The organism is Raineyella sp. W15-4 (assembly GCF_033170155.1).
Taxonomy (GTDB): Bacteria; Actinomycetota; Actinomycetes; order Propionibacteriales; family Propionibacteriaceae; genus Raineyella.
The window spans coordinates 2,193,425-2,219,944 of record NZ_CP137079.1 but is presented as its reverse complement, the minus strand read 5'-3'; the positions used below and the strand labels follow the sequence as shown (position 1 = coordinate 2,219,944).

32 protein-coding genes are annotated in these 26,520 nt (G+C 70.3%); 16 read left to right on the top strand and 16 right to left on the bottom strand.

All coding sequences use genetic code 11. The annotated features are described in order from the left end of the window. Positions 1 to 53: 53 nt before the first annotated feature. The 5 genes from R0145_RS10355 to R0145_RS10335 all read left to right on the top strand — a co-directional run bounded on the left by R0145_RS10355 (position 54) and on the right by R0145_RS10335 (position 2,035). Positions 54 to 344: a hypothetical protein gene (locus R0145_RS10355; RefSeq protein WP_317836742.1), complete on the top strand. Its 291-nt coding sequence runs from the start codon at positions 54 to 56 to the stop codon at positions 342 to 344. Further along, the gene (locus R0145_RS10350) at positions 341 to 568 is read left to right on the top strand and encodes a hypothetical protein (RefSeq protein WP_317836740.1); all 228 of its coding nucleotides are present in this window, start codon (positions 341 to 343) and stop codon (positions 566 to 568) included. Before R0145_RS10355 ends, R0145_RS10350 begins: the two co-directional genes overlap by 4 nt. A gap of 104 nt (positions 569 to 672) precedes the next feature. After that, a complete protein-coding gene (locus tag R0145_RS10345) occupies positions 673 to 891 on the top strand; it encodes a hypothetical protein (RefSeq protein WP_317836738.1) in 219 nt (72 codons plus the stop codon). Then, positions 891 to 1,787: a hypothetical protein gene (locus tag R0145_RS10340; RefSeq protein ID WP_317836736.1), complete on the top strand. Its 897-nt coding sequence runs from the start codon at positions 891 to 893 to the stop codon at positions 1,785 to 1,787. The genes R0145_RS10345 and R0145_RS10340 overlap by 1 nt, the downstream gene beginning before the upstream one ends. Before the next feature lie 44 nt (positions 1,788 to 1,831). Next, on the top strand, positions 1,832 to 2,035 hold the full coding sequence (locus R0145_RS10335) for a hypothetical protein (protein WP_317836735.1): 204 nt from the start codon (positions 1,832 to 1,834) through the stop codon (positions 2,033 to 2,035). A 177-nt stretch (positions 2,036 to 2,212) separates the two neighbouring features. Here R0145_RS10335 and R0145_RS10330 read toward each other — a convergent pair whose 3' ends face one another. Continuing rightward, complete coding sequence (locus R0145_RS10330) at positions 2,213 to 3,565, bottom strand: IS256 family transposase (protein WP_411742036.1); 1,353 nt, start codon at positions 3,563 to 3,565, stop codon at positions 2,213 to 2,215. 220 nt (positions 3,566 to 3,785) lie between these two features. On the opposite strand from R0145_RS10330, the gene R0145_RS10325 reads away from it, so the two are divergent. The 5 genes from R0145_RS10325 to R0145_RS10305 all read left to right on the top strand — a co-directional run bounded on the left by R0145_RS10325 (position 3,786) and on the right by R0145_RS10305 (position 7,080). Further along, positions 3,786 to 3,998: a hypothetical protein gene (locus tag R0145_RS10325; protein ID WP_317836733.1), complete on the top strand. Its 213-nt coding sequence runs from the start codon at positions 3,786 to 3,788 to the stop codon at positions 3,996 to 3,998. A gap of 619 nt (positions 3,999 to 4,617) precedes the next feature. Then, complete coding sequence (locus tag R0145_RS10320; RefSeq protein WP_317836732.1) at positions 4,618 to 4,893, top strand: hypothetical protein; 276 nt, start codon at positions 4,618 to 4,620, stop codon at positions 4,891 to 4,893. Continuing rightward, positions 4,890 to 5,459, top strand: coding sequence for an HGGxSTG domain-containing protein (locus tag R0145_RS10315; RefSeq protein WP_317836731.1), 570 nt, complete (start codon positions 4,890 to 4,892; stop codon positions 5,457 to 5,459). The genes R0145_RS10320 and R0145_RS10315 overlap by 4 nt, the downstream gene beginning before the upstream one ends. A 16-nt stretch (positions 5,460 to 5,475) precedes the next feature. Next, a complete protein-coding gene (locus tag R0145_RS10310) occupies positions 5,476 to 6,207 on the top strand; it encodes a hypothetical protein (protein WP_317836730.1) in 732 nt (243 codons plus the stop codon). 480 nt (positions 6,208 to 6,687) lie between these two features. After that, the gene (locus tag R0145_RS10305; protein ID WP_317836729.1) at positions 6,688 to 7,080 is read left to right on the top strand and encodes a hypothetical protein; all 393 of its coding nucleotides are present in this window, start codon (positions 6,688 to 6,690) and stop codon (positions 7,078 to 7,080) included. 606 nt (positions 7,081 to 7,686) lie between these two features. Here the strand turns inward: R0145_RS10305 and R0145_RS10300 are convergent. The 11 genes from R0145_RS10300 to R0145_RS10245 all read right to left on the bottom strand — a co-directional run bounded on the left by R0145_RS10300 (position 7,687) and on the right by R0145_RS10245 (position 17,237). Then, positions 7,687 to 8,202 carry a hypothetical protein gene (locus tag R0145_RS10300; RefSeq protein ID WP_317836728.1) on the bottom strand — a complete coding sequence of 172 codons (516 nt, stop codon included), beginning with the start codon at positions 8,200 to 8,202 and terminating at the stop codon, positions 7,687 to 7,689. A 303-nt stretch (positions 8,203 to 8,505) separates the two neighbouring features. After that, positions 8,506 to 8,682 (bottom strand): hypothetical protein, encoded by a 177-nt coding sequence (locus R0145_RS10295; RefSeq protein WP_317836727.1) that lies wholly within the window; start codon positions 8,680 to 8,682, stop codon positions 8,506 to 8,508. Then, entirely contained in the window at positions 8,679 to 8,903 is a 225-nt protein-coding gene (locus R0145_RS10290; RefSeq protein WP_317836726.1) for a hypothetical protein, read from the bottom strand. The genes R0145_RS10295 and R0145_RS10290 overlap by 4 nt, the downstream gene beginning before the upstream one ends. Next, the gene (locus R0145_RS10285) at positions 8,900 to 9,088 is read right to left on the bottom strand and encodes a hypothetical protein (RefSeq protein ID WP_317836725.1); all 189 of its coding nucleotides are present in this window, start codon (positions 9,086 to 9,088) and stop codon (positions 8,900 to 8,902) included. The genes R0145_RS10290 and R0145_RS10285 overlap by 4 nt, the downstream gene beginning before the upstream one ends. 189 nt (positions 9,089 to 9,277) lie before the next feature. After that, positions 9,278 to 9,652, bottom strand: coding sequence for an HAD hydrolase family protein (locus tag R0145_RS10280; protein ID WP_317836724.1), 375 nt, complete (start codon positions 9,650 to 9,652; stop codon positions 9,278 to 9,280). Between the two features lie 196 nt (positions 9,653 to 9,848). Further along, entirely contained in the window at positions 9,849 to 10,631 is a 783-nt protein-coding gene (locus R0145_RS10275; protein WP_317840211.1) for a Fic family protein, read from the bottom strand. A gap of 137 nt (positions 10,632 to 10,768) precedes the next feature. After that, a complete protein-coding gene (locus tag R0145_RS10270; RefSeq protein WP_317836723.1) occupies positions 10,769 to 12,055 on the bottom strand; it encodes an Nramp family divalent metal transporter in 1,287 nt (428 codons plus the stop codon). Between the two features lie 1,696 nt (positions 12,056 to 13,751). Next, positions 13,752 to 14,945, bottom strand: a complete 1,194-nt coding sequence (locus R0145_RS10260; RefSeq protein ID WP_411742035.1) for a TIGR04053 family radical SAM/SPASM domain-containing protein — start codon at positions 14,943 to 14,945, stop codon at positions 13,752 to 13,754. Between the two features lie 87 nt (positions 14,946 to 15,032). Then, positions 15,033 to 15,518 (bottom strand): acyl-CoA thioesterase, encoded by a 486-nt coding sequence (locus tag R0145_RS10255; protein ID WP_317836721.1) that lies wholly within the window; start codon positions 15,516 to 15,518, stop codon positions 15,033 to 15,035. Between the two features lie 10 nt (positions 15,519 to 15,528). Further along, positions 15,529 to 16,398, bottom strand: coding sequence for an HAD hydrolase family protein (locus R0145_RS10250; RefSeq protein WP_317836720.1), 870 nt, complete (start codon positions 16,396 to 16,398; stop codon positions 15,529 to 15,531). After that, positions 16,395 to 17,237 (bottom strand): hypothetical protein, encoded by an 843-nt coding sequence (locus R0145_RS10245; RefSeq protein ID WP_317836718.1) that lies wholly within the window; start codon positions 17,235 to 17,237, stop codon positions 16,395 to 16,397. Before R0145_RS10245 ends, R0145_RS10250 begins: the two co-directional genes overlap by 4 nt. Positions 17,238 to 17,347: 110 nt before the next feature. Here R0145_RS10245 and R0145_RS10240 point away from each other — a divergent pair, with 110 nt between their 5' ends. From R0145_RS10240 to R0145_RS10215, 6 genes are all read left to right on the top strand, one after another. Beyond that, positions 17,348 to 18,406, top strand: a complete 1,059-nt coding sequence (locus tag R0145_RS10240) for a MoxR family ATPase (protein WP_317836717.1) — start codon at positions 17,348 to 17,350, stop codon at positions 18,404 to 18,406. Beyond that, positions 18,399 to 19,415: a DUF58 domain-containing protein gene (locus R0145_RS10235; protein ID WP_317836716.1), complete on the top strand. Its 1,017-nt coding sequence runs from the start codon at positions 18,399 to 18,401 to the stop codon at positions 19,413 to 19,415. The genes R0145_RS10240 and R0145_RS10235 overlap by 8 nt, the downstream gene beginning before the upstream one ends. A 28-nt stretch (positions 19,416 to 19,443) precedes the next feature. Continuing rightward, on the top strand, positions 19,444 to 20,418 hold the full coding sequence (locus R0145_RS10230) for a VWA domain-containing protein (protein WP_317836715.1): 975 nt from the start codon (positions 19,444 to 19,446) through the stop codon (positions 20,416 to 20,418). Beyond that, on the top strand, positions 20,415 to 21,371 hold the full coding sequence (locus R0145_RS10225) for a VWA domain-containing protein (protein WP_317836714.1): 957 nt from the start codon (positions 20,415 to 20,417) through the stop codon (positions 21,369 to 21,371). Before R0145_RS10230 ends, R0145_RS10225 begins: the two co-directional genes overlap by 4 nt. A 17-nt stretch (positions 21,372 to 21,388) precedes the next feature. Then, positions 21,389 to 22,087 (top strand): YggS family pyridoxal phosphate-dependent enzyme, encoded by a 699-nt coding sequence (locus R0145_RS10220; RefSeq protein ID WP_317840210.1) that lies wholly within the window; start codon positions 21,389 to 21,391, stop codon positions 22,085 to 22,087. Between the two features lie 119 nt (positions 22,088 to 22,206). Further along, entirely contained in the window at positions 22,207 to 22,689 is a 483-nt protein-coding gene (locus tag R0145_RS10215; protein WP_317836713.1) for a DUF3145 domain-containing protein, read from the top strand. Positions 22,690 to 22,726: 37 nt separating this feature from the next. On the opposite strand, the gene R0145_RS10210 is transcribed toward R0145_RS10215, so the two are convergent. The 4 genes from R0145_RS10210 to R0145_RS10195 all read right to left on the bottom strand — a co-directional run bounded on the left by R0145_RS10210 (position 22,727) and on the right by R0145_RS10195 (position 26,411). Then, positions 22,727 to 23,986, bottom strand: coding sequence for a beta-ketoacyl-ACP synthase II (locus R0145_RS10210; protein ID WP_317836712.1), 1,260 nt, complete (start codon positions 23,984 to 23,986; stop codon positions 22,727 to 22,729). 148 nt (positions 23,987 to 24,134) lie between these two features. Next, positions 24,135 to 24,380, bottom strand: coding sequence for an acyl carrier protein (locus R0145_RS10205; protein WP_317689748.1), 246 nt, complete (start codon positions 24,378 to 24,380; stop codon positions 24,135 to 24,137). A 43-nt stretch (positions 24,381 to 24,423) separates the two neighbouring features. Then, positions 24,424 to 25,431: a beta-ketoacyl-ACP synthase III gene (locus tag R0145_RS10200; RefSeq protein ID WP_317836711.1), complete on the bottom strand. Its 1,008-nt coding sequence runs from the start codon at positions 25,429 to 25,431 to the stop codon at positions 24,424 to 24,426. After that, positions 25,428 to 26,411 (bottom strand): ACP S-malonyltransferase, encoded by a 984-nt coding sequence (locus tag R0145_RS10195; protein ID WP_317836710.1) that lies wholly within the window; start codon positions 26,409 to 26,411, stop codon positions 25,428 to 25,430. The genes R0145_RS10200 and R0145_RS10195 overlap by 4 nt, the downstream gene beginning before the upstream one ends. Positions 26,412 to 26,520 lie beyond the last annotated feature (109 nt).

The window sequence follows — 26,520 nt, the reverse complement described above, 5'->3', positions numbered from 1 at the left end:
CCTTCCGACAAGGGGTGGGGTCCGCCCGCGTTCGTGTTCCATCTGGAGCACCCGTGTCCATCACCGCATCCGAGCGCGTTCTACGCGCACAGATCGCCGCCCACGAGAGTTGGGCCAACACCGAGGATCGCGCCGCCCGTACCGCCCCGGCCCGAGCTGCCCTCGATCAGAAGTTCCTCGACCAAGCCGACGGTGACCCCGTCCGCGCCGAACACCTGCGCCAGGCGCACTACAAGCGTCTGGCGTTGAAGTCTGCCCAGGCTCGCCGCCGCAAGCGTGAGGCCGAACGAGACATCGCCGCGGTTGAGTCCGAGCTCGACGCGTTCGGCGGTGACGCGGCGTGATCCGCTCTGTGTTCGTCCCTGGCAAGCCTGAATCCGACCGGCCCGACTGGGACGTTGCCATCGTTGACGGGCAGCCCGAGCAGGTGCTCAACGCGGCGATGATCGCCGAGCTGGTCAAGACGTCGCCGCTTGGTGTCCCGGGCGCGCTTGCCGCGCTCCGGGGGAACCTGCCCGACGACGTGCATGCCCGGATCGTCCGCATGGTCGGTGGCGGCGCCGAGTGAGCACTCAACGAGAAAGCCGCCCAGGTTGGGGGACCCGGGCAGCTCAAAGTGTCTCGACCGACACCCTCAGCATACCCGCAACCTCCGTCACGTGCATCGTGATCGTGACCGCGACGAACGGGCGGGCCTGGTGGCACCCGCTGACCAGCGCGCCGGCCGGCGCCGAGGTCGAGGTCACCATCCCGGCCGGGACCCTCGTCCCCGACGTCGCTCACATGGCCGACGTCCTCCCCGCCGGCCTGCAGTGGACCCTCAAGTCCGCGGATCCTGTCACGCTCCGCCGGTGGCGGGCCGCGTTCCTCGGCGTCGAGCTGGTGGCGTGATGGGAAACCCGGTCATGGGCGGCAAGGTCCGCAACAAGATATTGACCTACCGGAACGCGGCCCAGGGCGAGCACCACCTCGGCGCCGACGTGACCGATCTGGAGTTCCGGGTCTGGCACGTCCTGCTGTCGTATGCCGACAAGGACGGGTGCAATGCGAGGCCCGGCCTCGACGTGCTGATGACTGAGGCGCGGGCGAAGCGGCGGGCGGTTCAGTATGCGCTCAGAGCTTTGGAAGAGAAGGGCGCGATCGTCAAGACCGGGGGCGGCTACCGAGGTCACGCGTCGGTGTACGTGGTCCTGCCGTTGCCGTCGGCGACGACTCCGACCGAGCAGACTCCACGCTTCGGTGCTCGTCAGTTCCGCCGGATCAATGACGCGTTGAGGCAAGCGAGGCTTCCCCTCCTAAGCACAGCGCGATGGCTCGATTCCGACGAAGAAAGGGTGCACCCCGATGCACCCAATCCACCCGGAAAGGGTGCACCAGGACGTACCGAAAGGGTGCACCCTGATGCACCCCACCAGATCAGTACCAGAGAGAGCGCCGAACGGCCGGTTGCCGAGACCGTGATCACCGGGCCGGCGGACGAGCTGGACCCCCCGCCGAGTCCGGAGGACGAAGAGACGTTCCCGGAAGACCGGGCCGACACCAGCGGCACGCCCGACGACCAACAGGCCGACAGTGCCGCCGGGGTGCTCGGGCAGGGCGACAACGGCGGATCGGGTGACCGGGTGGCCGGTTCGACCTCCCGGGACACCTTCCCCGTTGCTGCCGATCCGACAGCACCTCAGGATCAGGGTTCCCGCGGTCGCTCAACAGCCGTGCCCCTGCTTGATCGTTCGGGTCAGTCCACAGACGAATGCGAACAACTCAATGACGAACGGAGCGTGTCATGACTCGACCCAGGATTCCGCACACGGTTACCGATCAGGGTGCCGTCGTGATGTGGCTACCCGATCTGGAGCGGCTGATCTTCGGCGCGCAGCTCTCCCTGGAGGACGTCTCGGCGGTGGAGGACGTCTTCGATGAGGCCCGTCAGGTGCTTGCTGAGCTGGCGGCGATGGCTCCGGTTACAGATCTCGCGGAGCGTCGTGATCGTCGTCAGCAGTCCGGTGGTGCCGGTCCGCGGCGGGGCGTCCGGTGAGGCTGCCGACTGTGGAGCGGGTGCTCGTGTTGCGTCACTCGGTGAGGCCGTGGGAGCTGCGGGTCTATGGCTTGCCGCCCCGGGCGTGGCCGGTGGTCGCACGGGTCACGGGTGCCCGGCAGCACCGGGGCCACGAGCTTGTCAAGTTGTTTGTGTAAGGCGGTTTCCGATTGGTGGTTACAGGTAGGGGTTGATGCGGTCGGGGTAGGCGATGGCGAGTTGGCCGAGGGCGGCTTTCCAGTTGGTGACGATCTGGCCTTCGACGAGCCTGCCGGATGCTTTGCGCCTGCCGGCGGGTAGGCCTTTCTCTTTGGCGCGGTCGCGGGCGCGTTTGTCCTCGATGTTGCAGATCGCCAGCCAGAGCAGCTTGACCACGGCGGCGTCGTTGGGGAAGTGTCCGCGGTTCTTGGTGACCTTGCGGAGCTGGTAGTTCAGCGACTCGATCGCGTTCGTGGTGTAGATGACCCGGCGCAGTTCGGGCGGGAACGCCAGGAACGGTGTGAACCGTTCCCACGCGTCGGTGAACGTCTTCACGGTCGCCGGGTACTTACGGCCCAGGCTGCTGTCCTCGAACGCGGCCAGGGCTTCCAGCGCGGCGTCGTCGTTCGCGGCGGTGTAGATCGGCTTCAACGCTGCGGCAACGGCTTTGCGGTCGCCGTAGGCGACGAACCGCATCGACGCGCGGATGAGGTGCACCACGCAGGTTTGCACGGTCGCGTACGGCCAGGTTGCCGCGATCGCGTCGGGGAACCCGGTCAGCCCGTCGCAGCACACGATCAGCACGTCACGCACCCCGCGGTTGGCGAGCTCGGCGCACACCGACGCCCAGAACTTCGCCCCTTCGGTGGTTTGGACCCAGATCCCCAGGACGTGCTTGACGCCATCGAGGTCGACGCCGACCGCGATGTGAGCGGCCTTGTTCCGCACGTGCCCGCCGTCGCGGACCTTCACCACGATCGCGTCGAGGTAGATCACCGGGTACAACGCTTCCAGCGGCCGGGTTTGCCAGGCCAGGACTTCCTCGGCGATCTGATCGGTGATCTTGCTGATCGTCTCGTGCGACAACTCGGTACCCAGCGTCGAGGCCAGGTGGTGCTGGATGTCACGGATCGTCATCCCGCCGGCGTACAAGCTGATGATCATCCCATCGATGCCGTCCAGGCGGCGCTGGCCCTTCGCGACCAGCATCGGGGTGAACGAGCCCTGCCGGTCCCGCGGCACGGCCAACTCGATGTCTCCGACCTCGGTCGTCACGGTCTTGGAGCTGGTGCCGTTGCGGGAGTTGTCGAACATCGCCGCCGCCGGGTCCCCACGTTCGTAGCCCAGGTGGTCGGTCAGCTCGACCTCCAAGCCCCGCTCCAAGGTGGCCTTCAGCATGCTGCCCAACAGGCCACCCTCACCGGTCAACGGCTCACCAGCATCGATCTTGGCGAAGATCTCATCCATCGCCCCGGACGCCTTCAACTGGTCAGCGAGCTCCTTCTGAGCCCGACGCCGCTCAGCACGTTCCGGGCTAATAGCCATAGTCATAGTGTCGTCTCCTTCAGACGAGGGCACCCTCCCTCACACAAACCATCTGACACCCTCGGGGCCACGGCGGCAGGTTCGGCTATTGGCTGGTGCCGTCGGCCTCGGAGCGGCAACTCCGCCAGGCCCTCCGCGGTCTTGTGGTGTCTTGGCCCGACCAGCCCGCCGACCCCGGCCCAGACCTGTTCACCGCAGCATGACCCAACCCCTCGAAGGAGCCCCAGTGACTGACCATCCCGACCTCGACCTGGCCGCGATCGCGGAGCAGCACCTCGCTGCCGCGATCAACGGCCAAGCACCCACACCCCACGCGACCATCGCCATCGCCGCGAGCCTGCTCGCCCTCGTCCTGCAAGCCGACCCCCAACGCCCGGCCGCGCCCCGCACCTCCCGCCAGCCCAGCCCCGTCCATCCCACCGACCAGGAGGCAGCATGACCCCCACCCAACCCAACATCCCGGCCGACCTCGCCGAAACTCCCCGCAGAGTCGGCCCCGACGGACACCCATTGCCGCCATACACCCAATGGCTGACACACGACGGCACACCCATCCCCGCCGCGATCCGCACCGCAGCCACCCGGACAGCAGCACGAGGCGGCGCCCGATGACCCCGCAGCACCAGGGAGACCCCACGGGAACCGCCGCTGCGGTGCGGACCTCAAGAAACACCCGTTCTGATCGGGGGATCCGATGATTGACCACCTCGGCCTTGAGGATCGTCTTGGCCGGTGGCGCTCGTCCGGCCATGCCCGCCGCACCGCGAACGAGTGGCCGTCGCATCGGGCGAAGGCCTGCCGGCAGAGGGCCCGGCGCCGGAATCTCGGCCGTGAGCCGCGAGCGTGGCGGGTGCGGCGATGACCCGGCCTACGTCCCCGTTCGATCCGTGGACGCACGCCCGCCGCCTGGTAGCCCATGAGCAGCCGTTGGAGGCCCCCGTAGCGCCGCTGCCGGCCGGGATGCTGGCGGCCCTCCGACGGGGCGCGCTGGCTGCCCTGACCGCCGCCCGGGCCGAACCTGTCAGCACCACCTCACCTCCCCAGAACGGACCCCACCGATGAGCCACGAGACCAACATTCCTGCCGCGGCCGACGCCCTGTACGAGGTGCTGTTCGGCACGCCGCCCGTCCGGACCCCGGCCACGCACGTGCCGCCCGAGCCCGGCATGCCGATCGCCGGGGGTACGGACGCCCCCGCCTCGCCCACCGCCCAGCCCGCCGGGGACGCCGACTGGGACGCCTACCTCCGCTCCACCGCCCGCACCGGTGTCGAGGTCGCGTTCCAGCCCGCCGACAGCCCGCTGGACCGATTCATCCACGGCGAGTCCCGGTGACCGGCCGGACGTGTGGGGCGACGTGCCGCGACGGGCATCCTTGCCGCCGTCTCCCGATGAAGGGACAGGCCCGTTGCCGGCTCCACGGCGGGAAGAGTCCGCAGGCGCTGCGGAAGGCGGCGGAGCGGGCGGCCGAGGCGAAGCTGACCGCGCAGATCGCGGTGCGGGCCGGCCGCCCGATCGAGGACCCGGTCAGGTGGCTGCAGGACGTTGGCGGGGAGGTCGATCAGTGGCTCGCCCTGTGCCGCGCCGAGCTCGCCAAGGCGACCGACGTGGAGGAGTCCGACGCGTTGATCCGGCTGTACGAGCGGGCCTTGGGTCGGGCGTTGGATGCCGCCGACCGGATGGCCCGCCTCGGGATCGACACCAAGTTCCTCGACCAGCGCCAAGCCCGCCTTGACGACGCCCAGGGCGAGGTCCTGATCCGGGTGATCAACCGGGCGGTCACCGACATCCTCGCCGCGGCCGACGCGACCCTCCCCGCCGACCAGACCAACACCATCATCGCCGCCGCGATCGACACCGAAGCCGGCGATCCCGCACCCCAAACCATCACCACTCTCTGACCGAAGGAGCACACCCATGACCACCAACACCACCACCAACACCACCCCGGTCGAGCTGACCGAGGAGCAGGCGCAGGCCGTCTACGACCAGGCCCGTGAACAGGCCGCCGACTGGCAGACCCGCCACGACACTGCCCAGGCCGCCGCCGTGGCCGCCGACACGACCACGACCGGCAACATCTTCGACATCCTCGCCGACCCCACCACCGGCACGCTGGAGGAGATCGCCGCCGCCCGGGCCACAGCCCGCGAACAGGCCGCTGTGGCCGTCGACGTCCTGGCCCGCGCCCGCGCCGCGGAAACGGAAGCCGGCCGCGCCCTGCTGCCGTTCGCCACCGCCCGGTACGAGGAGCAGGCCGCCCGGGCCGAGGCCGACCTGGCCGCATTCCGGGCCCAGTACCTCGCCCTCATCGACAAGATCGAGGCGATGACCGGGACCGACGAGGCCCAGCTGCGGAATCCTGACCGGCCGTTCCCCGAAGCGCGCCGGCTGGAGACCGCCGCGTTCAACGCACACCGGGCCGCCCACCTGTGCCGGGCCGCCCACGCCGACGGGCCCGGCCTCCTCGCCGCGGTCGACGCCGCACAGTCCAGCACCTCCGCCCAGAACATCCTCCGGTCCCTGCTCGGCGGGTACGCGGGCGACACCGCCCTCGATGTTGCGCGGGGTACGGCGAGGGCTGCAATGGTCTCCCGCGGGTCACTGCCCACAGAACTCCAGCCCGGCGGGGTCTACCCGCTCTACTGAGGACCACGCGTCCCCCGCTCGTGGTAGCCACGGGGACGCGGATGGGCAGGCCAGGATCCCGTTCCCTTTCCGGGGGAGCCTGTTCCAGCAGACACCCCGGCGGCCCCCACCTGCGCGGCCCGCCGGGGATGTTCTGTACCCGAGACGCTACTGGTCATTGAGCCTTTTGACGGCTCCGGCAAAAAGGTCATCGACGGGGTACCTGTGGCTGGCGCACGGAGTCACCCCATACGCGGGCCCGGCTGATGGCCGACCCCATGCAGCAGCACCGCCTGCCGACTCGCGCCGGTGGCGTCGGGGACCTGGATGTGGGGGTGAGCGGCGGTTGCGTGTCGTGACAGGGGTGTGTCACATCACGTGACGTGTGACATGTGGTGGTATGACGGATGCCACTGTCGGGACTGTTGACGACCAGAGTTCGAGTGTGGGTGTCCAGCCCTGTCGGTATGGCGTGTGTCTCTTGACACAGTGATATTGATCATGATGGTGACGCCGGATAGCCGGCGGTACAAGGATGCTTGTCGGGAGTTGGTGGCGGAGTTGGTGGCGGAGCTGTCGGCGGCGGGGATGTCGACGCGGGCGATCGCACCCATCATCGGCGTCAGCCAGAAGCAGGTGCGCAACGACCAGCAGGCCGCAGGTGAGTACCAAGTACTCACCTCACCCGCCCCAACTCCGGTGGCCGATCCGGCCCCGTCGCCCTGGACCTCGGCAACTGATGCCCTCGCCGCGATCGAGGCCGACGACCTGGACGATGAGCCGGAAGGTTCCCGGCGCCGGGAAGGCTGGGCGTCCGATGCCCACCCTCGTTGCGGGATCCCGCAATCCAGTCGAGTCAGGCGAGGGATCGGCAACCGGCACCGAGGCAGGTGAGGTGTGCAACGGCTGCACACCTGAGCGCGGGTGTCCACCGAGTGGACACCTCACCTGACCCCGACTCGGCTTCGGAGCCAGATCTGCTGGAGGGCGCCTGGGCGTCCGCAACCGATGCTCTCGCCGCGATCGAGGCCAACGAGGAGGGGTACGCGTCTGGTGCGTGCCCCCACCATCTTGCGGGATCCCGCAAAGATCTTCCCGGAGCCGGGAAGATTTCCGGTGATCTCCGAAATACCTCCGGGTCCCGTGCGTGCGCGGGCGCGGGCGTTTCCCGGCTCCGGGAAGCGATCGCGAAGACCGGGTCCCGTGCGTGCGCGGGCGCGAGGTCCTCCGGTTCCGCCTCCGATTTCCAGACCATCCGGGTCCCGTGCGTGCGCGGGCGCGAGGCAGTCGCAGGTGTTACCTCGGGTAACACCTGGCCGGCCCCCGTGCGTGCGCGGGCGCGAGAGGTGTCCCACAGCGGGACACCTGCTCCGGCTGCCGGCCCCCGTGCGTGCGCGGGCGCGAGGCCGAGTCATGTGAAACATCACGTTTCACCTGGTCGGGTCCCGTGCGTGCGCGGGGAGGGGGCACTCGTCTGGTGGGTACCCCCTCCGGTGGCCGTTAGCCGAGTTGTTCGAGTCGGTGGGCTGCGGTGCGGATCGCGTCGCCGAGGGCGGCCAGGGTGTGCGGGTTGGTGAAGTCCGCGCCGCCCTCGGGGCCGGTGACCGTGACGTAGGCCGGGTCGATGGTGACGGTCTGGTCGGGGTGGCGTAGGACGCGCTGAACCATCGTCAGGGTGATGCTCCCGGCGCCGGAGTCGACCGCCGCGATCTGGCCCTCGTGGACGCCGGAGACGCGGCCGTCGGGTTCCTCGATCTCGTATTCGTGGCCCCGGTTGAGGGTGCACCATGCCGGGCATGCCGGGACCGCCGCGGTACTGATCGGGAGTTCGTGGGCCCGGCAGACAGCCCAGAAGTCGATGGTGCATGTCTCGTCGTCCAGCAGGGCCATGTTCCAGTGCCCGGCCTGGTCGTGCAGGTCGTCGGTGATGGCTTGCAGGTCGTACTGGTAGGCGTAGTCGCCGAGGGCGGTGGTGACGTAGCGGGTGGCGTCGTCGCGGGTGTGGCTGGTGGTCATGGTGTTCTCCTGTCGGTGTGGTCGAACCCTGGCGGGTCCGGCTGGCTTGTCCTCGACCCCCCCAGTGGGTTTCCCCGTTTGCCGCTCCCGCGTTGTCGACCCACGCCCGAAGGCCCGCTCACCGGAGGGTGAGCAGGCTCATACGTCTGGCCCTACCCGTCGCGTGGCCACGCAGGGGGTGGGGCGGGCGTCGCCGGTTCGACGCCCAGGGGAGCAATCCCGGGAACTTCCTTGTGGTGCTCGACCCGTGGGGGGTGGTCCGGGGAGCGGGCGGGGAGTCCTGTCAGGCCGCCGTGGTTGGTTCTAGGGGTGGGTGAGGGCGTCGATGAGGGCCCGGAGGTCGGGTGCGAGGATGAGGATCCGCTGCACGTCACCGTCGCCCCAGTCCTGGAGGATCGCGGTCACACCCGTGTCGGATCGTTCGACGCGGATGCCCATGAGGCCGGCGGTGATCCGGCCGGTGACGTGCCAGCGGCTCATCTCGTCAACGCGCCCGTCTTGGCATGGACGGCGTCCATGAGGGCCGCGGCGACGGCCGCCGCCTCGGCCGGGAACAGGGTGACGCACTCGATCCGTTCGGGGACCGGACAGCCGTCAGATTCGTGCGGGGCCCAGACCTGCCGGATGTGAATCAGGCCGCCATCGCCGGGCTCGACGGTCGTGGTGACCAGGTCGGGCGCCTCGTACACGGTCGTGGTCATTGCCCGGCCTCGCCGAGGACGGTCGCGACGTTGGATGCGAGGATGGCGGGCGCCTCGGGATCATGGCCGGCGACGTCGATACCGTCGAGCAGCTCGCGGATGATCTGCTGGAGGGCGTCGACCGCCCGGTAGCCCGCCTCGATACGGGCCCAGTCGCGGCCGTCGGTGGGTAGGGTTGCGGACATGGGATGGGCACCTTCCACGTGCTGGTCCTAGGGCCCTTGGTGGGCGCTTCCGACGCTCCCAGGGCCCGCCTTCCCAATAGGGAAGTACACCGCGCATAACGCTTCCGGCTGTACCCGCCTAGATCACCGCCCGACGTATAAGCGCACAGCGCTTATTGGCATTGCACTCATAATCCGTCGGTCGTGGGTTCAAGCCCCACCTGGCGCACATAAAAACAGCCTCTGACTAGGTGGGACGCCTAGTCGCAGGCCCTTCTGCTTGCCCATAAATCGGCATGCTCCGGTCAGGAAGGCGGAGTCCCGCCGTTCGACATAAGCGGTGTCCGGGTGGCAGATGATCAGACCGACGTCATCACCCGGGGAGCTCTGCCTGACGAGTCCGATCACATGGTGCACGCTGGGCGCGTCGACGTCGAAACGGGAAAGTACCTGGCCCCGATGGATGATCAGGGCACCATTCTCGGCGATATAGGAGACGTTGGGACGGCCGGGCGGGAAGAGCCGGGCAAGTGTCGGGTAGGGGTTGCCACTGGCGGGCACGAACTCGATGCCTCGCTGTTGCATCGTGTCCCGAGGCCACCAGCGCGATGTGCTTCGGGCGCGGAGCATTTCGCCAGGAGCGTTCGGCCATCCAGCCCGCGTTCTCGCCGCTCGGTGGACACCGTCGGCTGGTGTTGTCGCTTCTGCAGTCGTTCATCGGTCCACGGGATGCTCGCCGAGGAACTCGTCCACCGTTCTGGCCATCTCGGTCCCTCTGCTTTCAGAGCGAGGATTCGTCGTCGGGACCGAGTCCGGAGGCTTCCGGGGCAGACATCTCGACGAACTTGGCGAACCGCGCGTAGTAGTCATCCTGCGCCGAGCGGAAAGTGCCGCGCAGGAACCCCGGCTCCCGCTCGTACTCACTGAGCCCGCGGTAGTAGTAAAGCTTCATCGAATCAAGGACGATGAACGGCATGATGCTGTTCTGGAGGCACTGCTGGAACATCAGCATCCGGCCGACTCTGCCGTTGCCGTCCTGGAACAGGTGAATGCTCTCGAAACGGTGGTGGAAGTCGACGATGTCGTCGAACGCCATACCTGCCGGGGTGTGCTCGATCAGCTCGCCGATCGCCGCGTCGACGTGCTCAGGAGCGACGGTATCTCTACCACCGACGACGTTGGCGACGTGTTTCCAGTCGCCGACGGCGAAGGAGGGCCTCCGAGCATCGGCAGTGCCCCGCTTCAGGATCCGGTGGTAGTCCTTCATCCTCTGAGCAGAGATGGGCTCGTCGAGTCGGTCGAGCATCTCGTCGAACAGTTCGAAGCTGTTGACGGTTTCGATGACGTCGTCGACCCGGATGTTGTCGCCGGCGACGGTGCGTGTTTCGTAGATGTAGCGGGTCTGGTCCTGGTCGAGCTGACTGCCCTCGATGCGGTTGGAGTTGTAGGCCATCAGCACCTGGTTGAGGTGGTACAACCCGCCTTTCATCCGGGTCCGGCGCTGTTCGAGCAGAGTCCGGGTGAACCGCCGGGGGTCGATGGGGTACTCGTCCTGGGTCGTCATCACGGGCCTACCTCTCCTACCTCTCCGAAGAAAGACTATGGCCCCGGTCGATCGTGGTCGCCTTGGCGAGGGTGGCGGCCACCGATGTGGACTGGAAGCCGGGGACGGACCCAGACTGGTTTCGAGGAGCGTGCTGGTCACTCGATGCCCAGCACGGTGAGCACGAGCAGCGCAGCATTGAGGGCGACGATGACCACCACGGTGACGACGGCAGCCACCCGGAGCCACCAACTGTTGGTCAGCTCACCCATCACCGAGCGTCGGCTCGTCAGCCACACCAGTGGGACGACGGCGAACGGGATCCCGGCCGACAGCAGCACCTGGCTGAGGACGAGCGACCAGGTCGGGTCGGCGCCCCCGCCGACGATGAGCAGGGCCGGCACCAGCGTGACGGCCCGTCGCACTACCAATGGGATGCGTGCGTGTAGCAATCCCTTCATGATGGTGTCGCCGGCGTACGTTCCGACGGAGGTGGAGGCCAGGCCGGAAGCCAGCAGTCCGATGCCGAAGACCAGGCCGATCGCCGGCCCCAGGTGGGTGGAGATCGCCGCGGCGGCTCCCTCGATCGAGTCCGTCCCGGTGACGCCCTGAAGGGACGCGGCGGCGATCAGCAGCATGGCGATGTTGACGGTGCCGGCCACCGCCAGCCCGGACACGACATCCCAGCGGGTGGCGCTGAGCAGCCGACGCAGCCCTGTGCCGGTGTGCTCCGTGCCGTGCCGGTCACTGACCAGCGCCGAGTGCAGGTAGATCGCGTGCGGCATCACGGTGGCCCCCAGCATGCTCGCGGCGAGCAGCACGGACTCTGCGCCGTCGAAGCGGGGGAGCAGGCCCCTGGCGGCTCCGTCCCAGTCGACCGGGCTGACGAACAGGCCGGCCATGAAGCCGCAGGTGATGATTCCCAGCAGCCCCATCACCACGAACTCGAAGATCCGCTGCTGTCCGCGGGACTGCAGGATCAGCAGCAGCATGGACACCGTGCCGATGATGACTCCCCCGAGCAGCAGCGGGATGCCGAAGAGGATGGCGAGGGCGAGCGCACCACCGATCACTTCTGCCAGGTCAGTGGCCGCGGCGACGATCTCGGCCTGGACCCAGAAGGCCACGCGGGGCCAGCGTGACATCCGGCTGCCGAGCACCTGGGGCAGGCTGCGACCGGTGACGAGCCCGAGCTTGGCGGACAGGTACTGCACGAGGACTGCCATGGTGTTGGCGAGGACGAGCACCCACACCAACAGGTAGCCGTGGCGGGCGCCTGCCGACAGATTGGCGGCGACGTTGCCGGGGTCGACGTACGCGATCGAGGCGACGAAGGCGGGTCCGAAGAGTGTAGCGAGATGGGCGGCCGGTGCGGGGCGGTCGGATCTGAGCTGTTCGGGGGGTGGTGAGGACGACGAGGACAGGGTCGTGGGAAAACCGTCCAATGGTTCAGCGGTGGTGGACAGCTCAGACTCTATGCCCCTCCAGGGTCCTGGACCCCTCGCACCCTTGGCGCTGTTCGAACGTGAGTTTGAATGTCAGTGGTGTCCCGTAGCGTTGGTGTCATGGATGGGACATTGTTCGAGGTCCCGGATCGGAGTGATGATCCGGGTGATGACGAGCCGGGACAGGGCCGCCCACTCGGCCGGCCCGGCCCGGCTGGTCGGGGTGGGGCCGAACGGCGGGGTGGGGGCCTGCTCGCGGACGGTGAGGTGGAGGCCACGGCCGCCGATGTGGTGATGCCGGTCGCGTTGGACCCTGGCCGGGTGCTGCCGACCGAGGTCGGTGACGGGCTGGACGAGATCGACGCGTTACGGACCCTGCGCGCCGCGGCCGAGGCCCGCGAGTTCGCCTTGATCGGACACACGGCCACGATCGCCCCACCACCGGCCCAACACAAGCTTGCCGGTGGGGAGCGGCTGGTCGACCTGGGCGGGGACGGCTGCCCGCTGGTGGCGGAGTTCATCGTGGTGGAGATCGCCGCCCTGCTGCACACCACCCACACCGCGGCCCGTGGCCTGATCGCCGACGCCCTGTCGGCCCAGTGGCGTCACCCGCGGATGTGGGCGGCGGTGATGGCCGGGCGGCTGCCGGTGTGGCAGGCCCGCAGGATCGCCCAGGCGGTGCGGTGGGCCGGTCTGACGCGTCCCCAGGCCCTGCAGATCGACCGGCGTCTCGCGCCGGCACTGGGGGCGGTGTCCTGGACTCGGCTGGAAGCCCTGGTGGAGGGCGAGATCGTCACCGCCGACCCGGCCCGGGCCGCCGAGGCCGAACAACGGGCCCGGACCGGTCGCTTCGCCCGAGTGACTCGTGACGAGATCGGTCAGGCCGGAGTCCGCACGTTGATCGCCCGCCTCGCCACCCCCGAGGCGGTCCAACTCGACGCGACTCTCAGCCGTCTCGCCGGCACCCTGACCGGGGACGGGGAGGGGGAGAGTCTGGACGTGCGCCGCTCCCGCGCCCTGGGCCTGCTCGCCACCCCGGAGCGGGCCGCGGCCCTGCTCGCCGGCGATACCGTGGCCGCCGACCGGCACAAGCCGCCGGTCCGGTTGTATGTCCACGTCAACGCCGAGCGCCTCGACGACCAGGGTGTCGCCCGGCTGGAGGGCGAGGGCGCGGTTCCCGTCGCCGCCCTCCGAGCACTACTCGCGGACTCCATCGTCCGGGTGACCGGGGTGATCGACCACCGGACCTCGGAGCCGATCGACGCCTACGAGATCCCCGAACGGCTCCGCGAACAACTCATCCTCGCCCAGCCCTACGAAATCTTCCCCTTCGGCAGCCACCGCTCCCGCTACACCGACCTCGACCACACCGAGCCCTACCGGGCCACACCGCCAGACCCGACAGGCCGAGGTGCACCGCCGGGTCAGACCCGGATCGACAACCTCGGCCCGCTGTCGCGGACCGCCCACCGTGCCAAGACCCACGCCGGCTGGCGCTGCCGCCAGACCGCCCCTGGCCATTGGCTGTGGCGCACCCCCTACGGCCGCGAGTATCTGGTCGACAACTGGGGCACCCACACCCCCGACCAACCCGCCGCCCCTGGACCCTCAGACCTCGAACTCGACGCCATCCACCACCTCACCGCCCCACCCGGGCGGCAGCGCGCAGCACCGGGGATGGCTCGGCGGGGGCAGGTTACGGCTGGTCCGCGCCCGCGCCCTCACCGGCGGCCCAGGCGGCCGGAACGTAGCCGCAGGTCGGGTCGGAGGCGAGTGGGTCGCCCAGCATCGCGTAGGCGCGCGCCCGCGAGCCGCCGCAGATCCAGTTGAACTCACAGACGCCGCACTTGCCGGTGTACTCCGACGGCTTCCGCAGTGCCTGCATCATCGGGGCCTCGGCGTAGATCTCGTGGAACGGCCGGTCCCGGACGTTGCCGCAGTCGAAGGGGAGGAAGCCGCTCGGGTAGACGTCGCCGATGTGGTCGATGAAGGCGAAGCCGTTGCCGGAGTTGACACCGATGGCCGGTCGCGGTGGCCGGCGGTGGCCGCCCTCGCCGAGCAGTTCGATGGTGCGCGCCATCAGTCGGGCGTGCAGCGGGCCGGTCTGCGGCAGTGGGAGTCCGGCCTCGAGTGCGTCGTCGCGCTGGATGGCGACCCGCCGGTAGGTCTGCCCCTCGGTGGTCTTGATGGCGATCCGGTCGGAGATGTCGTGCAGCCAGTGCATGACGTCCTCCATCTCCTCGGGGGAGAGCCCCTCGAGGTTCGAGCCGCGGCCCATCGGCACCAGGAAGAGCAGATACCAGAGGTGGGCCCCCATGTCCATCACGGTGCGGACGATCTCCGGCAGCTCGTGCAGGTTGTTGCGGCAGATGGTGGTGTTCACCTGGAACCGGAAACCGTGCTTGACCACCAGCTTCGCCGCCTCCAGGGTCGCCTCGAAGGTGCCGTCGATGCCCCGGAACGCGTCGTGGGTCGCCGCCGTCGCGCCGTCCAGCGACAGCGAGAACGCCTTGACCCCGGCCGCCCGTACGGACGCCAGCCGCTCGTCGGTCAGCAGCGGCGTCACCGACGGGGACAGTGCGATCGGCAGGCCGACCGAGGTGCCGTACGCGATCAGCTCCTCCAGGTCGGGACGTTCGAAGGCGTCACCACCGGACAGGATGACGATCGGCCGCGGCGTGCCGTAGCTCGCGATGTCGTCCAGCAGCGCCTTCCCCTCGGCCGTGGTCAGCTGTCGCGGGTCCGGACGGGTGAAGGCGTCCGCCCGGCAGTGCCGACAGGCCAGTTGGCAGGCGCGGGTCACTTCCCAGACCAGGACGTGGGGGCGCTCCCCGGCATCGTGGTGCAGCGTGCGGACGACTCCCGGATGCGCGGCCGTGTGCATGGACATGGCCCTACGGTACAGGTAGTACGCGGAACGCCGTACGTGCTGGTGCGGCGTTCGGTGCGCCCTGTGGCACGATGTGACCTGCCGGTGTCAGCCGTCCAGGTCGTGCAGCGGTTCGTGCTCGGCGGTGGCCTCCGGCAGGTGCGGTTCGGGGCGGGGGATGGGCTTCATCCGGTGCGGGATCCGGTCGCGGGCGTAGGTGATGTCGTGGTAGCCGTGCTCCATCGGCCGGCCGTTCTCGTCCAGGGACACCATCACGATCCGGTCGACGGTGATGATCGACTCGCGGGTCACCATGTTGCGCACGTTGCACCGCAGGGTCAGCGAGGTCCGGCCGAACTTCACCGGGAAGATCCCGAGCTCGATGATGTCGCCCTGCCAGGCCGAGGACACGAAGTTGATCTCGGACATGTACTTGGTGACCACGCGCTCGTTGCCGAGCTGGACGATCGAATAGAGCGCGACCTGCTCGTCGATCCAGGAGAGCAGATGCCCCCCGAAGAGGGTCCCGTTCGCATTCAGGTTCTCGGGTCTGACCCACATCCTGGAGTGATAACGCATCCGCGGCTCGTCCATGGCCCTCAGTCTAGGGACGGCCTGCCCGGAACTCCGCGTCGGATGCCCCGCTTGTGCCATCCTTCACACGCCGCGTGAACCACTGCAGGATGGTCCGTCCCACGCCGTCCTCCGCGCAGGGCCGGTCGACCGCCTCCCCGACGTCGGCCAGCAGCGGATGGGGTGGTGGCATCACGTACGCTCGGCCGGCCCAGCTCAGCATCGCCAGGTCGTTCGGCATGTCCCCGAAGGCGGCCACGTCCTCCCGCCCGAGCCCGAGCGTGGCGCAGTAGCGGGCGAGCATCGCCGACTTGTCCACGCCGCGGGCGCCGACCTCCACCAGCACCCGGTCCCCGGCCGCCACCCCGGCGGTCGACCAGGTCAGCGTCAGGTCGTCGGCGGACACCTCGCGCAGCGCGGTGAGCAGGACGTCCAGCGGTGTGTCGTACGTCTGCACCAGCACCTTCAGCACCGGCCCGCCGGGCAACAGGTCCTCCAGTGGTGCGCACCGGTAGCCGGGGGCCTTCGGCGGGGACTCCAGATAGCCCGGCTCGTACCCGAACGAGTCGGCCCGTTGCAGCCCCAGCGTCGCCCCGGGCAGCACCTCCCGGACGTGCGCGCCCAGCGCGGCGATCAGGTCCGGGGCGATGTCGACCACCTCGGCGATCTCACCGGTCGCGGCGTCGTAGCGGATCGCCCCGTTGCAGCCGATCACCGGGGCGTGGGGCAGGCCGAGGTCGACGATCGGCTGCATCCAGGTGGGCGGTCGTCCGGTGGCGAAGACCACCCGGACCCCCTCGTCGAGGGCCGTTCGGACGGCGCGGGCATTGGTGTCCGAGACCGTACCGCCCGGATGCAGGAAGGTGCCGTCGAGGTCGGTCGCGATGAGGCGGGGGATCACAGTTTCGACCTTTCGGGGATGCCTGACCCGGAGGCGGTCGGTGACGGTCCGGGCGAGGCCGAGGACGGTGACGGCGATGCCGACCGGGGCGACGGGGTGGGGGAGGGCGAGGCCGACGACGGGGACGGTGACGCGGACGGTGAGCCCGGCGAGGGGGAGGCGGACTGGGGCTGCGGCGGCGGGGGGCTCTGCGGCGGCTCGTTGCGGAACAGCAGGATCGCGACCAGCACCGCGACCGCCGCGACCAGCACCATCAGCAGCCAGGAGACGAACAACGACAGCCAGCCCGCCCGGTCGTGGCGACCCGGCCACGGCAGCGGCCACTGCGACGTACGCCCCGGGGTGGTGTCGTCGGCCCACGGCAGGCGGTAGTCCGGCCCGGCCGACAGCAGCACCGCCGGGGGCAGGGCCAGGGCGACCTCCGCCAGGATCGACGCGGCGAGCGGGGCCTGGTCCGCGGTCAGCGCCACCCACGGCGCATCCGGCTCGACGTCGTCGACCGGGGCCTCCGTCGGCCTCAGCCGGGAGCTGAGCCGGCCGGTGTCCTGCCCCCGGCCGCCGCGCGCGACCACCAGATCCACGTGCAGCGGATCGATCCGCCCGGTGAACCGGTCCCGGGCCACCCGGTCGGCGGCCGCGCCGTGGGACAGCAGCACCAGTACCACCTCACGGGCGCCGCCGGAGCCGTCCGCGTCCCCGGCGTGGGCACGGTAGGCCACCCCCGCCGGGCCCGACACCAGGCGTGCGTCCAGCCAGAACCCGCCGACGCGCGGTGGGTCCTCGGGCCGCAGCGGCCGGGCGATCGGCTCGGGCGCGGCGGGGGCGGCGGGTGCAGTCATCGTTCCCATCTCATCACACCCGTCCAAGGCCGGCGGGGCCGCTTGTGTGGTGGCCGATGATGGACATGCGGTCTGCAAGGATGGTCCGGACCTGAGGACGGGAGACAGAGGTGGACAACCAGGAGGCGGCCCGACTGATCGACGAGGCGCTGACGCAGGTGCGGCGGGTCATCGTCGGCCAGGAGCACATGGTGGAGCGACTGATGGTCGCTCTGCTCGCGCGCGGTCACTGTCTCCTCGAGGGGGTGCCAGGCACGGCCAAGACGCTGGCCGTGCGGACCTTCGCCACCGTCGTCGGCGGCGACTTCGCTCGGGTCCAGTTCACCCCCGACCTGGTGCCCTCCGACATCGTCGGCACCCGCATCTACAAGTCGTCCCAGGAGGGCTTCGACGTCGAGCTGGGGCCGATCTTCGTGAACTTCCTGCTCGCCGACGAGATCAACCGGGCGCCCGCCAAGGTGCAGTCGGCGATGCTCGAGGTGATGGCGGAGCGGCAGGTGTCCATCGGCGGCACCACCTTCCCCGCCCCCCGGCCCTACATCGTCATCGCCACCCAGAACCCGATCGAGTCCGAGGGCGTCTACCCGCTGCCGGAGGCCCAGCGGGACCGGTTCCTGCTCAAGGTGGACGTCCCCTACCCGCACGGCGACGAGGAGTTCGAGATCCTGCGGCGGATGAGCGTCGACGCCCCGGTGCCCCGGCCGGTGCTCGACAACGAGTCCGTGCTCGCCCTCCAGGACCGGACCAACCACGTCTTCGTCCACCAGCTGGTTGCCGAGTACATCGTCCGGCTGGTGCTGGCCACCCGGTCCCCGGCCGACTTCGGGATGCCCGACCTGGCCGACGTGATCGCGATCGGCTGCTCGCCGCGGGCCACGCTGGGTCTGGTGGGCGCGTCCCGCGCCCTGGCGCTGATCCACGGCCGTGACTACGTCCTGCCGACCGACGTCCAGGCGGTCGCCCGCGACGTGATGTCGCACCGCCTCCAGCTCGGCTTCGACGCGGTCGCCGACAACATCGACCCCGCCGAGGTGATCGACCGGGTGGTGGCGATGGTGCCCGCACCGACCCCGGTCTGGAACCAGCAGCCGGCGCCGGTCCCCGCCGCTGCCGTCCCCGCCCCCGACCCGCGGGCTGCGGCCTTCCCGCAGCCGGAGTTCCATGGCTGACGGGCCCGCCTCATCCCTGGTCCGCCCGCCGGACCGTCCGACGCTGCCGCTGGACCGGCTGGCGCCGGAGGCGGCCCTGCGGCGGCTCGAGCTCACCGTCGTCCGCCGCCTGGAGGGGTTCCTGCAGGGCGACCACCTGGGGGTGCTGCCCGGCCCGGGCAGCGACCCGAACGACGCGCGGCCGTACCTGCCGGGGGAGGACGACGTCCGCAAGATCGACTGGCCGGTCACCGCCCGGACCCGGATCACCCACGTCCGTGACACCATCGCCGACCGCGAGCTCGAGGTGTGGTCGCTGCTCGACGTGACGCCGTCGATGAACTGGGGCACCGCGGGGGTCACCAAGCGCGATCTCGGGATCGCCGCGATGGCCACCTTCGGCTTCCTCTCACAGCGGATGGGGGACCGGTTCGGCGGGATGGTGATGCGCCCCGCGGGCGTCCGTTTGATCCCTGCCCGGTCCGGCCGGACGGCCCTGTATGGGCTGCTCCGCTCCCTGCTGGAGGAGCCCATCGTCCCCGACGACACCGACCCCGGTCTGCCGCTGTCCCACGCCATCGACGAGCTGGGCCGGGCGCAGCGGCGCCGGGGGCTGCGGATCATCGTCTCCGACTTCCTCACCCCCGGTGACACCGAGCTCGACCCCGAGGTGCCACCGGAGTGGGAGCGGGCGCTGCGCCGGCTGTCGGTCCGCAACCAGGTGCTCGCCGTCGAGGTGATCGACCGACGGGAGATCGAGTTCCCCGATCTCGGCGACATCCTCGTCCGGTCCCCGGAGACCCCGTTCGAGCGCTACGTCAACACCGGTGACGTACGCCTCCGCCGGGCCATGGACGAGGCCGCGGCCCGGCAGCGCGAGCGCACCCGGCTGGCGCTGCGCCGCTCCGGGGTGGGCCACATCGTGCTGCGCACCGACGGTGACTGGGTCGCCGAGATCGCCCGGTTCGTGCTCGGCTATCGGCGCACCGCCGCGGTGCTGCACCGCCCGCCCCGCGGGGTGGCCCGATGAGGACGAGGCGGACGGGACGGTGAGCGGCGTGGCGGACTTCTTCCGCAACCTCAGCTTCGGCCAGCCGTGGCGGCTGCTGTTCCTGCTGCTGATCCCGCTGCTGGTCGGGCTCTACCTCTGGGCCTCCCGGCGACCCGGGCGGCGCGGCGTACGCTTCACCACCACCGCCCTGCTCGACCTGGTCGGCGGTCGGCGCTCCCAGTGGCGCCGGCATCTGGCGGTGGCCCTGTCGCTGCTGGCGCTGGGCGCCGGCGTCGCCGGCTGGGCCCAGCCGACCACCGTCGCCGGCGTCCCCCGGGAACGCGCCACCGTGGTGCTGGTGATGGACGTCTCGCTGTCGATGGAGGCCACCGACGTCGAGCCGACCCGGCTCGCTGCGGCGGTCACCGCCGCCACCGGCTTCGTCGACAAGATCCCGGCCGGCTACAACGTCGCCCTGGTCACCCTCTCCGGCAACCCGGCCGTCGTCGTCCCGCCGACCCTCGACCATGCCGCCGTCACCCGGGCGCTGGCCGGGCTCAAGCCGCAGGAGTCCACCGCGATCGGCGACGCCATCCTCGCCGGACTGCGGGCTCTGGAACAGGCCCCCCGGGACCCGGCCCAGCCCGACAAGCTCGCCCCAGGGGCCATCGTGCTGCTCTCCGACGGGGACAACACCGCCGGGACCAGCGCTGTCCAGGGGGCCCAGAAGGCGGCCGAGGCGAAGGTGCCGGTGCACACCATCGCGTTCGGCACCGAGAACGGCTATGTCGACGTCGACGGCCGGCGGGAGTCCGTCCCACCGGATCCGGCGACGCTCGCGGAGGTCTCCCGGATCACCGGCGGCCAGACCTTCACCGCAGACAACACCCGCCGTCTCGAGCAGGTCTACCAGGACATCCGCTCCGAGGTCGGGGTGGAGAAGAAGTCCACCGACGTCAGCTCGACGTTCGCCGGCTACGCCATCATCGCGGCCGTGCTGGCGACCCTGGCGGCGATCACCCTGGGGGCGCGGCGACGATGATCCCGTTGATCCAATTCCTGTCCCCGGGCCGGCTGTGGTGGCTGCTGCTGATCCCGCTGCTGCTCGTCATCCACCTGGTCGTCTCGCGCCGGGCCGCCGGGGGACGGGGGCGGCACGACCCGCTGCTCGCCGCGCTGCGGGTCGAACGCGGCTGGCAGGTCCACCTTGCGGTGATCCTCTCGGCGCTCAGCCTGGTCGCCCTCACCGTCGCCTTCGCCCGGCCGAAACAGGACGTCCTGGTCCCCCGGGAGCGCGCCACCATCGTCGTGGCGATCGACGTGTCGCTGTCGATGCAGGCCGATGACGTGTCGCCGACCCGGCTGGCCGCGGCGAAGGACGCCGCCACCGAGTTCGTCCGCTCGCTGCCCGCCACCTTCAACGTGTCACTGGTGTCCTTCGCCGGGACGGCGACCGTCGTCGTGCCGCCGACCCAGGACCGCGGGGTGGTCACCGCGGCCATCGACGGACTGCGCCTGCAACCGTCCACCGCGATCGGCGACGGCATCTACGCCTCGCTGTCCGCGCTCAACCAGGTCCCCCCCGACCCGCAACACCCTGACGACCCGCCGCCGGCCCGGATCGTGCTGCTCTCCGACGGCTTCACCACCATCGGCCGTCCCGCCGCCCAGGCGGCCGAGCAGGCGCGCAGCCAGTCGGTGCCGATCTACACCATCGCGTACGGCACCCTCAACGGGTCGATCGTGATCGAGGGCAGCCGTCAGCCGGTCCCGGTCGACTACAACGAGCTGGCCACGGTGGCCCGGATCTCCGGCGGCAAGGCCTACCGCGCCCAGACCGCCGGGCAGCTCAAGGACGTCTACCGCGACATCGGCTCCTCGGTCGGCAAGGAGGCGGTCGCCGTGGACGTCTCCAACCGCTACGTCGGCGTCGCCGCGGCGTTCGCACTGCTGGCCTGTCTCGGGGTGGTGTCCCTGGCCGCCCGGTGGCCCTGAGTAGGGTGCCTGCCATGGTGGACGTACGCAGCAACCTGGCGGAGGTGCGGGCCCGGATCGACACGGCCTGCCGTGCGGTGGGACGCGATCCCGGCGAGGTGCGGCTGCTGCCGGTCAGCAAGACCCGCGGACTGGACGTCATCCGCCAGGCGTACGACGCCGGCTACCACCGGCTGGGCGAGAACCGGGTCCAGGAGGCGCTCGCCAAGTGGGAGGGCAGCCGGGACTGGCCGAGCGTGGAGTGGGCGATCATCGGCCACCTGCAGACGAACAAGGCCCGCGATGTGGCCAGGTTCGCCGCCGAGTTCCAGGCCCTCGACTCGCTCCGGCTGGCCCGCGAACTGGACCGTCGGCTGCAGGCGGAGGGCCGCGCCCTGGACGTGCTGATCGAGGTGAACTCCTCCGGCGAGTCGCAGAAGTCCGGTGTCGCCCCCGCGGACGCCCCGGCGTTGGCCGCGGAGCTGCGGGCGTACGACGCGCTGCGGGTCCGGGGGCTGATGACGGTCGCCGTGCTGTCGCCCGACCCGGCCAGGGTCGCCGGCTGTTTCGAGGCGATGCGGACGCTGCGGGAGCACCTCCGGCAGGACGACCGGGCGGCCGGCAGCTACCACGAGCTGTCGATGGGCATGTCGGGCGACTTCGAGCTGGCGATCGCCCACGGCGCCACCTGCGTCCGGGTCGGCCGGGCGATCTTCGGGGAGCGGATGTCCCGATAGCGGGCCGGCGGTGGTGACCCGACTGGCGCGGGGACCCCCGGTCGGCCAGAATAGAGGCTGTTCCGACGTGGACACGAGGTTGCTGGGGAAGGCGTATCTCGTACCAGGGAGGAACGAACATGACGAACACCAGGGGCGTCCTGTACGTCCACTCCGCGCCGTCCGCACTGCGCCCGCATCTCGAGTGGGCCGTCGGCGGTGCCTTTGGCGTACCCGTCCACCTGGGCTGGCGGCCGCAACCGGCCGAGCCGGGCCTGCAGCGTACGGAGTACTCCTGGGTCGGACCGGTGGGGCTCGGGGCGAAGGTGACCTCCGCGCTGCGCGGCTGGGACCACCTGCGGTTCGAGCTGACCGAGGAGCCCACCGCGGTCAGTGACGGCCAGCGCTGGATGTGGACACCGCGGTTGGGGATGTTCCGCGGCCAGGTGGGCATCAGCGGGGACATCGTGGTGCCCGAGGAACGGATCCGCTGGGCGCTGGCCCAGGACGACCCGACCGCGACGATGACCGAACTGCTCGGCGAGCCCTGGGACGCCGAGCTGGAGGTGTTCCGTTGGGCGGGGGAGGGCGCGCCGGTACGCTGGCTGCACCGCGCGGTCTGACCGGCCCGCCGCGAGGGCGGGCCGGGTCGGGCCAGGGTCAGCCCTCGGTGATGTTGGCGGTGGTGAAGGTCAGGGCCACGTTGTGGCCGCCGAAGCCGAACGAGTTGTTCACCGCGGCGATGTCGCCCTGCGGCAGCTCACGGGCCGTGGTGGCCACGTCGATGTCGAGGGAGTCCTCCGGGTCGTCCAGGTTGATCGTCGGCGGCACCAGGCGGTTCTTCAGCGCCAGCACGGTGAACATCGACTCCATCGCGCCGGCGGCGCCGAGCAGGTGGCCGGTCTGCGACTTCGTGGCGGTGAAGACGACGTCGTCGGTCGCGGCGCCGAGGGCGGCGCGGACCGACCGCACCTCGGTGAGGTCACCGGCCGGGGTCGAGGTGGCGTGCGCGTTGACGTGCTTGACGTCGGTGGGCTGCAGCCCGCCGTCCAGCACGGCCAGCCGGACCGCCTCGGACTGGCCGAAGCCGTCCGGATCGGGGGCGACCATGTCGTACGCGTCGGAGGTGACGCCGGCACCGGCGAAAGTGGCGTAGATGGTGGCCCCGCGGGCCAGCGCGTGCTCCAGCGACTCCAGCACCAGCACGGCGGCGCCCTCGCCGAGGACGAAACCGTCACGGCCCTTGTCCCACGGGCGGGAGGCCTTCTCCGGCTCGTCGTTGCGGCGGGAGAGGGCCTGCATCTGGCCGAAGGCGGCGACCGGCAGCGGGTGGATGACGCCCTCGGCGCCACCGGCGACGACCACATCGGCGCGGCCCAGCCGGATGATGTCCAGGCCCTGGGCGAGGGCCTCGTTGCCCGAGGCGCAGGCGGAGACCGGGGTGTGGATGCCGGCCCGGGCCCGCAGCCGCAGCCCGACGGTCGCGGCCGGGGCGTTGGCCATCAGCTTCGGGATGGTGAACGGGCTCATCCGGCGGAAGCCCTTGTCCCGCTGGATGTCCCACTGGCCGATCAGGGTGTGCAGGCCGCCGATGCCGGTGCCGATCGACACCGCCAGGCGGGTCGGATCGACGGTGTTCTCCTCGCCCAATCCGAAGCCGGCGTGCTGCCAGCCGGCAAGGGCGGCGACGACGCCGAGCTGGGTGGAGCGGTCCATCTTGCGCGCCTCGACCCGGTCGATCAGCCCCGCCGGGTCGACGGCGGCCTCCGCGGCGATCCGGGTCGGCAGGTCCTGTGCCCAGTCGTACGACAGTGCGTGGACACCCGAGGTGCCCTTGACGACATTGGCCCACGTGGTGGCGGCGTCTCCGCCCAGAGGGGTCGTGGCACCGAACCCGGTGACGACAACGGTGGAGGACATGGTTCAGGGTCTCCTAGGATCGCGGGGAGTGTTCTGCTCGCGTGGGGCCGACCGGGGGCCGGCCCCACGCCAGGGGCGTACGAGAAGCACGCCAGGGGCGTACCGGAAGCACGCCAGGGGCGTACCGGAAGCACGCCGGGGGTGTACGTCAGTTGGACGCGCGCTCGATGTAGGCGACGGCGTCACCGACCGTCTTGAGGTTCTTCGACTCCTCGTCCGGGATGGACACGCCGAACTTCTCCTCGGCGGCATAGATGATCTCGACCATCGACAGCGAGTCGATGTCCAGGTCGTCGGTGAAGGACTTGTCGAGCTGGACGTCCTCGACCGGGATGCCCGCGACCTCGTTGACGATCTCGCCCATGGCAACGGTGATCTCTTCAGTGGTAGCCATATTTCTCTCCTTGTGGTGGGTGGCTTGGTCAGGTTGGAAGGTATCAGGGCAGGACGATGACCTGGCCCGAATAGACCAGCCCCGCGCCGAAGCCGATGATGAGACAGGTCTCACCCGAGTGCACCTGGCCGCCTTCGTAGAGGGCCTCGATCGCCATCGGGATGGACGCGGCCGACGAGTTGCCGGTGTTCTCGATGTTGTGGGACACCAGCACCGACTCGGGCAGCTTGAGGGTGCGGACCATCGCCTGGGTGATCCGGTCGTTGGCCTGGTGCGGGACGAAGACGTCGAGTTCCTCGGGGGCCAGGCCGGCCGCGGCGAGGGCCTGCTCGGCGTAGTGGCTGACGGTGAAGGCGGCCCACTTGAAGACCGGGTTGCCGTCCATCACCAGGACCGGCATCTCCCCCTTCGCGACCGCCTCCGGCCAGTGCGGCTCCTGCTGGATCAGGTGCCCGTTCTCCGGGTCGGAGCCCCACACCACCGGGCCGATCCCCGGCTGGTCGGACGGGCCGACCACCGCGGCGCCGGCGCCGTCACCGAAGATGAACGCGGTGGACCGGTCGCTCTTGTTGGTCAGGTCGGAGAGCCGCTCGACGCCGATCGCGAGGACGTAGCGGGCCGCGCCGGACCGGACCAGGGCGTCGGCCTGGGCGATGGCGTACGAGAAGCCGGCACAGGCGGCGGAGATGTCGTACGCGGCGGCGGTGCTGCCGAGGTCACCGGCGATGACGCAGGCCAGGCTCGGGGTCTGGGTGAACCACCCGACGGTGGACACGACGATCGCGCCGATCTCCTCGACCGGGACACCGGAGCGCTCGATCGCCTTCTTGGCCGCCTCGGCGGACATGTACTCGACGGTCTCCTCGCCGGTGGCCCAGTGCCGCCGCGAGATCCCGGAGCGGGTGCGGATCCACTCGTCGGAGGAGTCGATCCAGGTGATCACCTCGTCGTTGGTGACGACCCGTGAGGGGGTGTAGCCGGACATTCCGTAGATCCGGGAGAACGGTACGCCCTCGGATGCCTTGATCGGGTGGCGGGGGGAGAAGCTCATCGGGTCACCTCCGTGGCGTCGGTGTGGTCAGTGGTCTGGTCGGTGTGCTCGGCCTGGTCAGTGTGCTCGGCGACGAAGGCCCGGGCCGCGGGCAGCTCGTCGGGGGTGTTGAGGGCGAAGACCTCGACGCCCTTGAGGTTGCGCTTGGCGATGCCGGTGAGGGTACCCGCCGGTGGCAGTTCGAGCAGGCCGGTGACGCCGAGATCGCGCAGGGTGCTCATGCACAGGTCCCACCGGACCGGTGCCTCCACCTGACCGACCAGTCGCTGCAGCATCTCCTGACCGGACCGGACGAGACGGCCGTCGCGGTTCTGCAGCAGCCGGGTGCTCGGGTCGTGCGGGGTGACGGCCCGGGCCAGCCGCTCCAGTCGGGCAGTGGCCGGGGCCATGTGCCGGGTGTGGAAGGCGCCGGCGACGCTGAGCGGGATGATCCGGGTGCGCTGCGGGGCGTTCGCCGTGAGGGCCTCCAGCTCCTCGACGGTGCCGGCCGCGACGATCTGACCGGAGCCGTTGTGGTTGGCCGGGGTGAGGCCGGCGGCCGCGATCGCCGCCAGCACCTCGTCCTCCTTGCCGCCGATCACCGCCGCCATCGAGGTGGGGCGGACGGCGGAGGCCTCGGCCATGCCCTTGCCGCGCTCCCGGACGAACACCATCGCCTGCTCGGCGGACAGCACGCCGACGGCGGCCGCGGCGGTGATCTCACCGACCGAGTGGCCGGCCACCGCGCCGATCCGCTCGACAGCATCGGGGGTGGGGAAGAGGACTGACAGGGACACCAGACCCGCCGCCACCAGCAGCGGCTGGGCGACGGCGGTGTCCCGGATGGTGTCCTCGTCGGCTTCGGTCCCGTAGTACTCGAGGTCGAGGCCGGAGACCGCCGAGAGCCAGTTCAGTCGATCGGCGACGGCGGGGTCCGTCAGCCATGGTTGGAGGAATCCTGGTTTTTGAGCGCCTTGTCCGGGCGCGACGACTGCGAGCACGATCCCACTCTCGCGCCTCGGTCGGGCCGGCCGCCGGACGGGGCGCACGAAATCGGGCGTCCCAAGTTTGTCGGAATCCCACAAGTCACCGGCGTCCCGGACCGCCCCG